Genomic DNA, 13,449 nt, shown 5'->3' with positions numbered 1-13,449 from the left:
ACGTGAAACTATCTACCCGAAACTCTCTTTGCGAGAACAAGTACTCAGACAAGCTACGCGTTTTGAGCCGCTAGGTGCATCTTCTTCGCGTGACGAATCTTCTTCTCTTCCGCAATAGCAACGAACAACAGTAAAACAATACAAATGGCAGCAGAAGTATCGAGTGCTGCAAATGTCCCTTTCCAACCTGTTAAGCCGAAAATAGGCGTTCCGTCTGCAATCATGCCTAGGCCAAGTTTGGCAAAACTGTCACCAATTAGGTAAGCAAATGTGCCTTTCACGCCATCAGCCACACTGATTGCTTTCTTAGGAACAAAACCTACCGCAGCAACACCAATCAACAGTTGAGGACCGAATACTAGGAAGCCAAGTACGAATAGTGATGCTAGGTACATGAACTCGCTCGTTGCATGCTGATAAAACTCTAGAGATACAATAATCAGTCCAAGCGATACACAAGCAACTAAAGCACGACGTCCGTTAGCAAGGTCTGATAAATAACCCCACATTAATGTACCGACCAGAGCGCCAACTTCGAACAGAGTAAAGCCTGAAATAGCCGTTTCTTTTGATAGACCTAACTCTTGATACGCATAAACTGTAGACCATTGATCGATACCGATACGAACAATGTACAAAAAGATATTCGCGAAGCAGAGTAACCAGATCACTTTGTTTTTAAGGATATATTCAACAAAGATCTCTTTCTTAGTCATTTGATTTTCTTCAGCAATAGTATCTTCTTCGCTGATTTCTTCGTCAAACAACTCTTCAACTGTACCTAAACCGTATGCTTCTGGAGAGTCGTTACCAAAACGCATCCCAATAAAACCAACCACAATCGCGATGATCGATGGGAACACGAACATACCAATTACGTTGCCATCAAAAAAGTAGTTAGCGCCAAACAGCGCTACACCAGCAGCACCTGCACCACCTACGTTGTGTGACATGTTCCAAAGACCTAAATACGACCCACGCTTATTACGAGGCGTCCATTTAGTAATAGTCGAATAACTTGAAGGACCACCGGTACTTTGAAAGAAACCACTCAATGCGTAGAAGGCAACCATCATGAATAAGCTAGCGCTGCCTCCACCCAAGCTGAAGCTAAAGCCCAACATGGCAAGGCCAGATAGGATAAGCATGAATGGCAGGAACTGCTTGGTGTTTTTGCCATCCGCGTAGTAGGAAACAACCGTTTTACCAATACCATAAGTAATTGAAAAGCCAAGACCAATAAGACCTAGATCGGTCATTGATAATCCATAAGTAGAAATCATGTCGTTTTGCGCGACATTGAAGTTCTTACGGATTAAATACATGGTCAAATAGCCAATGAATACGACTAGGTACGATTGTAGGAATGGTTTAAACCACATTTTTCTTCTAGTTTCGACCGGAAGATCCAGCGTCGGTTTTCTAACCTGATCTAGGAACTTTAACATTGTGAACTCTCTTATTATTGATGAGGTCTGCACGGAACATTACTGACCATGCACTCTTTGCAATTCGATGATGAAATAATAAGGAGTCTAAAAAGCGACCGCATGAGAGAGGGTCTTAGAATAACTAGGAAAAATTCTTAGTTCAGAATCGGGAGTCAAGAAAGCGTGAACAGCATCACTTTATTTAAAATGTGTTATGCCGTGAAGAGGTATTGGAAAGGTGTCGTTAGTTAAGATATTTAGTAGGTGCCCCAAGCAAACTAAACATCGATTGTATTGAGCAGTTTATTGAAGTCTAAAGTGGCTAATAAAAGCCACATTAGATTCGCTTTACGGTATCGTAACCTAAACGATAGATAATAGAGTTTAATTATTCTTAGACACATCCAACTTATTCAGCAACGACGGAAAGCCCCAACCGTTCTCACCTTCGACCACAGGTTCTCCGGTCAAATACTCAAACAGCGTTGGAGCCAAAGAGCCATTAGCTTCGATTTTCAATTGCTGAGAGTTATCGCCAATTGGCGCTCCCCAGAATCCGATGAAGGCATCTTTCTCTAAGTAATCCTCACCAGCATGACGACCCGGCACCTTAGTGTTGTAACCAATTCCCGCTTTAGGGAACAAGTTAACCGTGCCAGCCCTATCTTCAAGGTAGATATTAGCCAGTTGATTCACTGAATCTGGTCGAGGTGTTGGTTGCGTCAATGAAGTCCACTCAGCACTGCTACACCACGTTGTCACATCCGCCTTAACCGCTCGGTTAATACATTTTTCTACTAATAGAGAGTACTGTGAAAAATCAGCTTCGCTTGGTGATGCTAGGTATGGATTTAACCTTTGCGTATTGAGCAAAATTGGCGCTCGGTTGTCTTCCAATGACTCATAGAAAAGCTTGTCACCTTCACGAGTGATCAATTCATCGACCCGTTTTAAATCACGATTGCCAATCACACGAACAGCGCAGCGTTGTTGATCACATGTGCTTTCTCTTACGACCATATAATCAAGACTTTCAGGCAAGCGTTGCGCTATCTGATTGATGATGTCGATATTCTGACCAGCTGTCGCCGCAATCGGAGACCACTGCGTGAGTTCTTGGTAAACTGGCTGCACCTGCCACCCGTGAGCCGAATTAAAGAAGTCCATCATGAAGTTACCACCAGCAGTAGAAGCAACCACAACATCCAACTCCTTCGAACTTGGGTAGCTTAGGGCATTGGTGATTTTAGGCCCTTCACCCTCGTCTGAAGATATCTTCTTAACCACTATTGGGTACTCTAGCTCTGCTTGTAAGCCTTCAAACACCTGCTTTTCGGGATTGAGCGCGTAGAACACCGGCGTTAAACCATGATCCCCTGCCATGCCCCATAGTGTTTTATCGTAAACGCCGGCACTGCGGTAGGTCGCTTCAATCTGGCGAATCCAATAGTCCAGTCGGTTAAGCTCTCCAGTCGGCATCAGAATTTCGTCACTAAAAGGACCGGTAAAGTGCGCGAAGTGATCCGGCCATGGGTTATACACCAAGGTGTAGTCTGGCATCCCTTTTCCATCTAACTCGGCAAACTGAGTGATAGACTGTTTAACCAGAGCTCTCTTTGAAAACTTAGTGAAAAAATCAAAGCCAGATATAGTCTGATACGCTTCAATATCTTCAATCAAGGCTTGACGCTTTTCTTGCAAAACCACTTCGACTTCTGAACGTTCTTGAAGCTCTTTAACGCAGCGTTTCTCACCATAATCACGTAGTGACTCACCCAAACCTAGGTTTACTAACCCATCGTAAGTGGTGTGAGCATTCCAATCATATTGAGCGTTGCAGTTCAGCGTTTTTAGGTAATCAAGGCGATCAAACATGGTTTGTACCTTATTGTCTGCCATCAACACATCTAACTGCAGGGCATCATTACCAAAGAAGTAATACGCTCGGTCGATCTCTCGGTCGACAAAGTGGAAATTAGGGATACCCGTTCCACCGTTACCAGACACTTTTGCACCCGTTTTGATGATAGGTAGGTTACGTACGCTGATTGTGGGAGTTGAAGAGATACCCACTCGGCTAATATTGTCTCGATGCTCTTGATAGAGCTTTTTGAAGAACGGAAGATAATTCGGATCACGATAGGTTTGTTCAGACAGAACTTCCATGAAACTCACTTGTTGTTGATGCTCAGGCTCAATCACCGTTTCTAACTGAGGTTTGTATTGCGCTCGGTTTTTATGGTTCTGATAAGCCACCGAAATGAAAGGTGAATCTTCATCGACCAACCCCTCAATCAACCCTTGCTGTAAAGCATCGACCGTCACTTGGACCGCAAAACGTTTTTGCTGTTGGGATTCTAAGAATTGAATGAGCGCATCAGGCTGGTCACTGAACGCTTGTTGCATCCAATCATCGAGCGCTTCTGCACGTTCTTCTTTAAACACAAATTGTCGATAAGCTTTAAGCAAGTTTAAGCGCACAAAATCAATGAGAGTGATGGTAAGAGCTTGTGCTTTGTTATTCGGCTTATCAGCGTTTTCTGGTTTGCCATCTTCTGCAATCGCCAGCATTGCAGACTTCATATCGCCGTCATCCATTCCCAATGCCGCTTTACCGATCAAATCAACGATGATCGGTTGAATCTGAGCGATGATCGCTAGATCTTCAGGGCTATTGGTTAAGTATGTGTAATTCGCAGGGAGCGTGTCCATATCCTGCCAGACACCAATTTCGAATAACGCATCGTAGATAACCACCATGTTGGCAATGAACTGTTCATCGATACGAATACCTTCATGATGTCCCGTTGCTTCAGTCGAGGTATCTGGCTCGTGATGCTCTGAGGTTGGCTTATCTCCAACATGATAGAGGCTATGTTCAAAGCCCTTTAGCGCCTGCTTATCATAAACCGTCGACAAGTAAGATTTGAACACATCTTCACTGCCCAAGCCTGAATAGCGGTCGTAATAACTATAGAGAAAATAACCCAAAGGAATTGAGTACGTCGGGTTAGATAACTGAGCAACGACTCTGGCTTTTGTTTTGACATCTAAAGGGAGAGCGAGAATATACGCATCTAATGTAACGCCACCAATGGTGAAAAGAGCTGCATCACGAGTGAGTTTGGCAGAATAACTTAGGCTTGAAAGCACCTGATTTTTCAACACTTCACTGGAGCTAAACACGCCACCAATGACGGGCGTTGTTGATATATCAGCGGCACTCGGAGCTGATGCAAGCGCCAACGATAAGGCACTGAATAAACTGGCGTAACTGCGAACGTGAGAATAAGAGCTCATCAAATTTCCTTTAGATCAACACACTTCTATAAATGCAGCGTATTGTTTCAGTTTGCATTTATTAGTCAACCTATGAAAACGTTTGTTTTCTGATTCGAAGAGCTCGAATACTCTTACAATCGCTTACCGCTACCGTCTTCCCACATCACTTCGCATTCGTCTTTAATGGCCGCTTTCAATAGTTCAACTAACGGGAAAGCTCGGCTACCGATATTAACAGGCGCTTCAACAACCTCTTCATTATCGTCATCGGTATTTTCTTGTTCTACCTGCTTGCTCTGCTCAGCGGCGATCGCAGCACGCAAATTACTTAACGCTTGAGAAACCTCTGAAGCATCAATTGCTCCTGGAATAGTGCCACTATGCCCAAGCATCTTAATGAACTGAAGACCGACTTCACCAAACATCGTGACGCTAGCATGAGCTTTGCAACTAAAGGTAATTAACATTATGAGCCTCTATCAAATTTAGGTATCTATAAACATTAGCTATCTACAAACTATGTTGAGTAACGTATTGGAAAGCAAGTAGATAATAGCCAAGTAACTTCCTGCAACTAGAACCGTGATTGTTTCACTAACGGATACATCTGCACCGTTAGTGACGCGCATCACTATTTATTATGAGTCACTCATCATTTAAATATGAAACCTTGATAGTAGTCACACTAAAAAGGTCACTAACACTCTGCTATGACTTTTATTTCATCTACTATTAACATCAATCATCAAAATCTTTGGCACAAATCACATGAAAAGGCTCGTCGGCAGACACCTAGAAGAAATGGCGGACATACGATCCACTCGCAAGCAAAAAATTGTCCACTCCTTTTCACTGGCTGCCGCTGCGTTATTCACATTCTACACTTGGGCTTACTTCCAAGGTCAGCATTACACTCTGTCAATTTTCGAACTGTGTTTTGCACTTATCGCTATCTCCAATGCATTTTACGTGAAAAAAGTCACTGCCGCTGAGTATTCAGAATTGATTCTAAGTGGTGTTCTGCTCGTTCAAGGAGTCATCCTATTCTTGTACAGTCACGCCATTCCCGAGCGGACACTCTGGCTCTACCCGATTTTGGCTGCCGTCATTTTCATAAACGATTTCAGAATTGGCATTATATTCAGTACCTCATTTTGTGTATTTATCAGCACCTTGATTACAGCTATGCCTAGCAGCTTTTCTTTACCTTTTAGCAGCTCACACCGGTTTATTCTTAGCTTATTTACAATGAGCTTGGTATGTCACACATCAGCTTATTACTACACAAAAGCCGTCAGTTATATTCAACGCCTATATAAAGAGGGGATTGAAGATCTGGCCTATAGAGACCAACTAACAGGCTTGGCAAACCGTTGGAGCTTTGAACGCTGGGCGACAGAAAAACTTGCGACAGTGGATAGTGAACGCTCACTGACTGCATTAGTTTTTTTGGACATAGATGACTTTAAAGGCATTAATGATAGCTACGGGCACGACGTCGGAGACAGTGTTTTGCAGCATTTTGCGAATCGTTTAAGCAACAACATCCGAACCAGAGACAGGGTAAGTCATGAATACGATTATTCGATTGCGCGCTTTGCTGGAGATGAGTTTGTTTTGATGCTCTACGATGTACCAACTCGCAAAGATCTAGACGGTATTTTAGATCGGATTTGTGGGCTATTCGAAAGTGGTTGCCAGACAAACGAGAGAATCAAGGAATTGACACTCAGTGTTGGGGTTTCGTTGTACCCGCAAGATGCTCAAGAATTACATGAGCTGACGAGATGTGCTGATAAAGCGATGTATGTTGCCAAACATTCAGGAAAAAATCGATACGCTTATTATCACGATAATCCCGTATCAACCTTGATAGAAGAGCTACCAACGAACCTCGCCTTCTCAGAATCGGAATCATCTGAGCTTGAAGGTTGTCTTGAAGCGAAGGTCGAAGGGAACAATGTTACGTTATTAAAAACGCGTCCACGCTAGCCTGCCATATACATGGCCCATAAACTCACTAAGCCAATAACAATAATCCATACGACTTGTCGTACTAAATTTCGGTTTTCGTTCTTAGATTTAGCAACGGTTTTAAAAGCGGCTTGCTTGGCCGAGTGTATAAAAGGCCCATCTGCTTGGTGCTTTCTAACACGGCGCTTAACCGCTTTATTCGCAACCTCTGTAAAACGCTGACCTTGCTCCGTTGTAAAATCGTTATCAAAGCCCATCCGACCTTGCCTTTCGCCATGTTTTTGCTGTACTGCCATAGCGGCCTCCTTGGCGGTCTGCTCTCTATTCAAGTATAGACATAATTTCATATTCTTACCTGTTCAAAATTTTCGAATAAGTCACTCAACACTGTGCCATCTTCTTTTTAAATCAAATTACATAAACTACAGCTATTCAAGTTTATGAGGATTTCAAAATGACGAGTGTAAGAGCAGTAGATCATGTGATTGCAGCACACGCTACCTCCGATGGTGATGGCGTAAAAATACAAAGACTCGCTGGTTTCAATAACACGCGTTTCTCTCCATTTTTAATGATTGATGAACTTAAGTCGGATGAAAGCAAAGATTATGTTGGCGGCTTTCCTCCACATCCTCACCGTGGGATAGAAACGCTCACTTACATGCTGCAAGGTCACTTCCAGCACAAAGACCACATGGGGAATGTTGGAGAGCTTCGCAGCGGTGGTGCACAGTGGATGGCCGCGGGTCGTGGTGTGATTCACAGCGAAATGCCAATGATGGAAGAAGGTGCACTGCATGGATTTCAGATTTGGATAAACCAACCTGCAACACACAAAATGCAACCAGCGCAATATCACGACTTCCAAAGTGAAAGCATCGCGGAGCATCAAAGTGAGCAAAGTGGTTTATTGAGAGTTATTGCGGGTGTATTCGAACTGCATAACCTAGCTGACCATGATGTAGAGGCTTTACGAACGCAAGGCCCACTGCAACAAACAGGTGTGCCGTTAAGCGTAGCGGATTGGCGATCTCATTCTGGGCAAAAAATAACATTAGGGATAGATGTTAATCACAATGCCATGACTTACGTGTACCGAGGCAGTATTAAGATCGGTGATAAAGTCATCAACCAAGGTCAACTTGCGTTACTCACTAAAGCTGACTTGCTGTCTCTGAGTAGTTTAGAAGATTCAGGTGTACTGATTTTTTCTGGTGAGCCGATTAATGAACCTGTTGCGCACTATGGTCCGTTTGTCATGAACTCGATGGAAGAAATTGAACAGACGATTCAGGACTACAACAATGGCGTTTTTGAGACTTACTAATTGACGACGTCTTTGCGCTTTTAGCTTTGAATTGAAGTTAAAGATTGAAGATTGAAGATTGAAGATTGAAGAGATTTTGCAACGAACAACAATTTGGTCATCCATTTGATGACTGTAAAAACAAGTGACACTATCCACTGCCGGTTATTATCACTTATTTAACCACGCTCCTAGAGCGTGGTTTTTTTCTATTAAGCCATAGATAAACGATACTCTGGTTGAACGAACTCAGGCCTTCCTACAAGTATTCACACAGGTAAGCTGTCGCTTCTTTAACCTGTAAATCGAATGAAGAGTCACCCGCAACGTCAAAAGACTCACCAGATTGGAATGTCGTCCAATCGTCATCGCCAACACGCTTTACAATTAAAGCACCTTTAACAACAGTCATCTTTTCCGGAGCTGCAGTACCGAATGTGTATTCACCAGCGGCCATCACACCAACACTCACATCAGCACCAGACTGGTTAAACGCTAACGACTTAACACCGCCTTCAAAGTATGTATTTTCTTTAATCATTGTACTTCCTTGTTATCTCAAAATTGCATTACTAGGCTCAACGAATAAGCCTATGCGTAAATTTAGGTGCTAATTGTTTTAACCAATTCGAGACTGTCCTACAAGAAATAAATGAATATAGCTTAGGATCTGTTGACCTTTCGAAGTTAAATTTCGTTCGAGATGAAATCATTTTAGGCGTGGCATTGGGTATACAACCTAATCATTCTAAGTAAATATTCCTTAACAAAGCATGAAGACTGAATGTGTGGGTAAAAAATCACTGAGGCAGTTTGATTCAAAAGAACATTCGATCCTACTTCTAACTCTTATAAGAACCTTTGCAACCTATCGTTTTATTTTATAGAATCATCACCAGTATGAGTAACTAAAATGAAGAGATAATGGCTAAAAATACCACGAAAAGCAGCGATATATTGGCCAATTCGTTACTCTACGCCTTCTTAATGGCTGGCTTTATGATTGCCCTCACCGTCGGCTATTTCGGCTACCAAGCCTACCAAAAATCTGTAAGCCCAAGTAACGTCCATGGCACATGGATCGAGATTGGTGCTCCACCTTACAAAACAGATATTCTTACACTTTCCGATGATGGTGTGATGATGAACTATCGATTCATCAGTACCTCGTTTGATTTTGATGGCAAAGATGTCACGATCAACACAGGTTCAGGCCCAACGATTTATACCATTAGCGGTACCTACAATTCACCTCGTTTAAAACGGTTAGTGCCGAACACACCATCCAAACAATTCATAAAAGAAGGGTATGAAGATACTGTTGCGGGTGATACTCAAGGACTCATGCAGCAACGACGCTCAGTATTAGCTGAACAATTCAAAAAATAATACTTTCAACAGCGCTTTGTTTAGTAACCCCTCTTACATCAATACTACCTGCCCCTTACAAGCACCGGTATGACGTGCTTCAGATTGTGATGCCGCTTCAGTTTGCGATATTTAATAATAGCTTACCGCACTTTTTCATAACTTCATGTCGTGTAATTTCACTTATGAGACTTTCCTTCTGGGTGCGGTTTTATTTTATAAAACATGGACTCAGCCTCTCATTCATTAAGCAACAGAATTGTAACAAGATACAATTTTTTAGTTGTCCATCGAAAACGGATTTATTTTCAGTTATGAAATTAAAACTCTCTCGAATACTGACGGGGAAGCTCCTTCAAAACTGACGGGAGCCGATTCTAGGACCACTTGGTTCTAAACCTTCAAGGAATGAGAGAAATAGTATGATTCGTATAAACACCTGTGCTGCGAGTATTGCTCTAGCGCTATCTGGTACGGCATTGGCCGCGCCAACAGCACCTAGCATTGATATGTACGGTTCCAACAACCTACAGTTTTCTAAAATTGAACTCGCGATGGAAACCACCTCTGGCTACAACCAGATGGTTAAATATCACGATAAAGCAAAAGTCGACGTTAAGTTCAACCAATGGAGCGGAACGTCAGGAAACACGTACAACATCTACTTTGATGGCGTTAAAGTAGCGACGGGCCCAATTACTGGCAGCCAAACTACAGCTTCATTCGAATATGGCCAAGGCGGCTTATTTGAGATGAAAATCGAAGCGTGTGATGAAACAGGCTGTACCAAGAGTGCACCCGCTCAGATCACCATCGCTGACACTGATGGCTCACACCTAGCGCCACTTGCGATGAACGTGGACCCGAACAACAAGTCATACAACACAGATCCAAACACGGTAGTCGGTACTTACTTTGTTGAGTGGGGCATCTATGGCCGTGATTACACAGTCGATAACCTACCTGCTGACAATTTGACCCATATCCTTTATGGCTTCATTCCAATTTGTGGTCCTAACGAATCAGTGAAATCAGTGGGCGGCAACAGTTACAACGCACTCATGACGGCTTGTCAGGGCGTTAACGATTACGAAGTGGTGATTCACGACCCTTGGGCGGCTTTCCAAAAGAGTTTCCCGCAAGCGGGTCATGAATACAGCTCCCCTATCAAGGGTAACTACGCGATGATGATGGCGCTTAAGCAGCGTAATCCTGATTTAAAAATCATTCCATCGATTGGTGGTTGGACGCTGTCTGACCCATTCTTCGATTTCACAACCAAAGCTAACCGAGACACCTTCGTTGCATCGGTTAAGAAATTCCTTAACACGTGGAAATTCTACGACGGTGTAGATATTGACTGGGAATTCCCTGGTGGAGGCGGTGCGGCGCCAGACCTTGGTGACCCTGTGAATGATGGCCCAGCTTACATTGCACTGATGGCAGAGCTGCGCACTATGCTTGATCAACTAGAAGCGGAAAACGGTCGTACTTACGAGCTAACATCAGCGATCGGTGTTGGTCACGATAAGATTGAAGACGTGAACTACGGCGAGGCTATCCAGTACATGGATTACATCTTTGCAATGACTTACGACTTCTACGGCGGTTGGAACAACGTTTTAGGTCACCAAACAGCACTCGACTGCGGTAACTTCATGCGCCCTGGTCAATGTGATGGCACAGGCCTTGATGAAAATGGCGAACAGTACACTGGCCCTGCTTACACCACAGACAACGGCATCCAATTGCTTCTTGCGCAAGGTGTTCCAGCGAACAAACTTGTGGTTGGTACAGCGATGTACGGTCGTGGTTGGGAGGGTGTATTACCGTCATCACTTTCAGATCCTAGCGATCCAATGACAGGCGTGGGTAATGGCAAACTAACCGGCAGCTCTGCGCAAGGCGTATGGGAAGATGGCGTTATTGACTACAAAGGCATAAAAGCGAACATGCTTGGTGCAAACAACCAAGGCATCAACGGCTTTGAATATGGTTACGACGAAATGGCAGAAGCGCCTTACGTTTGGAACCGTACTTCAGGCAAGTTGATCACATTTGATGATGACCGCTCAGTGAAAGCAAAAGGCGCATACGTTCGTAGCCTTGGCCTTGCGGGTCTATTTTCTTGGGAAATTGATGCGGATAACGGCGATATTCTGAATGCGATGCACGAAGGTCTAGCAGGTGGAACTACTGACCCTGTAAACCGTAAACCAACCGCAGCAGCGGGCGCAGATCAATCGGTTGAAGGCCCTGCTTCTGTTTCTCTAGATGGCAGCGCTTCAAAAGACAGCGACAGTACAATTGCGAGCTACGCTTGGTCACAAGTAAGCGGAACGGCGGTAACGCTAGCCAGCGCGAATGCGGCTGTTGCGAGTTTCGATGTAGTGGAAGTCGCACAACAAGAGACTCTGACATTCAGCCTAACCGTAACAGATAACGAAGGCGCAACGTCAACAGACACAGTTGTTGTGACAGTAAACCCTAAAGACACAGGTCCAGTAAACACAGCTCCGATCGCAGTTGTTTCTGCTCCGGCTGAAGTGAGTGCAGGTGATGTAGTTGTCGTTGATGCTTCGGCTTCGAGCGATGCGGATCAAGACACGCTGACCTTCACGTGGGATGTACCTGCAGGTATTGATGCTACTGTTCAAGGCGCTTCAGTAAGCTTTGTCGCGGCTGAATACACGCAAGACACGACACTTAATTTCTCAGTGACAGTCAGTGATGGTACAGAGACATCAGTCGCGGCTACTTCAGTGAAAGTTCTTAAGAAAACCACAGGCGGTGGCACGTGTACTAACGCTTGGGATTCAAGTGCGGTCTACAATGGCGGTGATCAAGTGACCCAAGGTGGTAAGGTTTGGGAAGCGAAATGGTGGACAACAGGTGAAGATCCAACAACGACTGGCCAATGGGGCGTGTGGAAAGAGATCGGCCCAGCAAACTGTGCAAACTAAAAATAGGGTTTTGATAAACGCTAACTAAGCGTCGACTAAACACCTAAAAGCAAAGGCCAACCAGATAATGTCTGGTTGGCCTTTTTAGTGTTTGTTTTCTTAATTGGCGTTCTACTTGCTTGATTAGTTAAACTTAGCCAATCAAATTATCAAAGCTCTCAAACACTTGTGGGCACTTCATTACTCGTCCGTGGCCTTGCCCTTGAGTTGCAATCAAGTTAACGCGACCCATTTCATAGGCTGCACGCTTCGACACATCAAACTTAGTAAACTTATCTTGTTCATCATGAACAATGATAGTCTGAGACTCACGAAGCGCTAGCTTTCCATAAGGATCCACAGATTGAATCGGGTAGTTAAATTGCTCTTCTACTTCTCCGACTACCGCCTCAAACAGTTTCATTGAGTAACCAGAGCGAGCAACACTGCCAAATAGGTTTTCTAGATAATCCAGTACAGGTGCAATCAGCAACAGCGGCTTGTTTTCCAATTTAACGTGCTTACATTCCAATGCAGAAGCCGTACCCATGCTGTGACCGACCAAACCTGCTACCTCCCCAACCGAATCTAGAATCGCTTCCAAGCCATTCACAAATGCAGGGATATGACCATGTACACCATCACTGCCACCGTGCGCCGGGTGATCATAAGCCAGAGCCGTAAAACCTTTGGCTGCAATATGTTCCATCAGAGGGAAGAACTGACTCGCGGTGCCAGACCAACCATGAGTCAGAACCCAAACTGGACCGGTACCCAAAGAATACGTTTTTAAGACGCCATCACGACCTTTGATTTCACTCTTGATAAGCCCTTGCGGATCGGCATTTTTCTGCTCAGTACGCATTGGAGTGAGCAGCAGCTTACGTGCCGTTTTCTTCGCATGACTTGGCGCTAAAATGTAGTGCAGATTGGTTGTAGCGCCAATCAAGCTACGCTTGAAGCTAAATTTGTTCGATGTATTGAAATAGATTTTGTCACTCATGACCGTTCCTTGTATCGCCATCATTGTTGGCGGATCGAGCTCGGCCCTAAAATCGAACGACCGTGCTATTTGTTAGTATAAAAAATGGCGAAAACGCTATTTATGACTGCTTGCCGCCACTTCTCTCAAAATCTTTTGCAAACC

10 protein-coding genes are annotated in these 13,449 nt (G+C 44.1%); 4 read left to right on the top strand and 6 right to left on the bottom strand.

Annotation, left to right across the window (positions count from 1 at the left end; all coding sequences use genetic code 11):
• Nucleotides 1-53 precede the first annotated feature (53 nt).
• From uhpT to AB6D07_RS04330, 3 genes are all read right to left on the bottom strand, one after another.
• On the bottom strand, nt 54-1,448 hold the full coding sequence (gene uhpT / locus AB6D07_RS04340; protein WP_009846131.1) for a hexose-6-phosphate:phosphate antiporter: 1,395 nt from the start codon (nt 1,446-1,448) through the stop codon (nt 54-56).
• 366 nt (nt 1,449-1,814) lie between these two features.
• Complete coding sequence (locus AB6D07_RS04335) at nt 1,815-4,730, bottom strand: alkaline phosphatase family protein (RefSeq protein WP_029222813.1); 2,916 nt, start codon at nt 4,728-4,730, stop codon at nt 1,815-1,817.
• A gap of 113 nt (nt 4,731-4,843) precedes the next feature.
• The gene (locus tag AB6D07_RS04330) at nt 4,844-5,179 is read right to left on the bottom strand and encodes a DUF1840 domain-containing protein (protein ID WP_017100906.1); all 336 of its coding nucleotides are present in this window, start codon (nt 5,177-5,179) and stop codon (nt 4,844-4,846) included.
• A gap of 334 nt (nt 5,180-5,513) precedes the next feature.
• Here AB6D07_RS04330 and AB6D07_RS04325 point away from each other — a divergent pair, with 334 nt between their 5' ends.
• Entirely contained in the window at nt 5,514-6,704 is a 1,191-nt protein-coding gene (locus AB6D07_RS04325) for a GGDEF domain-containing protein (protein ID WP_032499235.1), read from the top strand.
• Here the strand turns inward: AB6D07_RS04325 and AB6D07_RS04320 are convergent.
• Complete coding sequence (locus tag AB6D07_RS04320) at nt 6,701-6,982, bottom strand: hypothetical protein (protein WP_009846127.1); 282 nt, start codon at nt 6,980-6,982, stop codon at nt 6,701-6,703. The genes AB6D07_RS04325 and AB6D07_RS04320 overlap by 4 nt on opposite strands.
• A 158-nt stretch (nt 6,983-7,140) precedes the next feature.
• Between AB6D07_RS04320 and AB6D07_RS04315 the strand changes: the two genes are divergently transcribed.
• Nucleotides 7,141-8,013, top strand: coding sequence for a pirin family protein (locus tag AB6D07_RS04315; RefSeq protein WP_017100907.1), 873 nt, complete (start codon nt 7,141-7,143; stop codon nt 8,011-8,013).
• Nucleotides 8,014-8,251: 238 nt separating this feature from the next.
• On the opposite strand, the gene AB6D07_RS04310 is transcribed toward AB6D07_RS04315, so the two are convergent.
• Nucleotides 8,252-8,533, bottom strand: a complete 282-nt coding sequence (locus tag AB6D07_RS04310) for a pyrimidine/purine nucleoside phosphorylase (protein ID WP_009846125.1) — start codon at nt 8,531-8,533, stop codon at nt 8,252-8,254.
• A gap of 383 nt (nt 8,534-8,916) precedes the next feature.
• Between AB6D07_RS04310 and AB6D07_RS04305 the strand changes: the two genes are divergently transcribed.
• Nucleotides 8,917-9,381, top strand: a complete 465-nt coding sequence (locus AB6D07_RS04305) for a DUF2850 domain-containing protein (protein ID WP_012601200.1) — start codon at nt 8,917-8,919, stop codon at nt 9,379-9,381.
• Between the two features lie 401 nt (nt 9,382-9,782).
• Nucleotides 9,783-12,323, top strand: a complete 2,541-nt coding sequence (locus AB6D07_RS04300) for a glycosyl hydrolase family 18 protein (RefSeq protein WP_017102371.1) — start codon at nt 9,783-9,785, stop codon at nt 12,321-12,323.
• Between the two features lie 133 nt (nt 12,324-12,456).
• On the opposite strand, the gene AB6D07_RS04295 is transcribed toward AB6D07_RS04300, so the two are convergent.
• A complete protein-coding gene (locus AB6D07_RS04295) occupies nt 12,457-13,305 on the bottom strand; it encodes an alpha/beta hydrolase (RefSeq protein ID WP_029222812.1) in 849 nt (282 codons plus the stop codon).
• Nucleotides 13,306-13,449 lie beyond the last annotated feature (144 nt).

This window comes from Vibrio sp. 10N.239.312.C11, from assembly GCF_041466065.1.
Taxonomy (GTDB): Bacteria; Pseudomonadota; Gammaproteobacteria; order Enterobacterales; family Vibrionaceae; genus Vibrio; species Vibrio tasmaniensis_A.
This window is presented reverse-complemented; position numbering and strand designations above follow the sequence as displayed.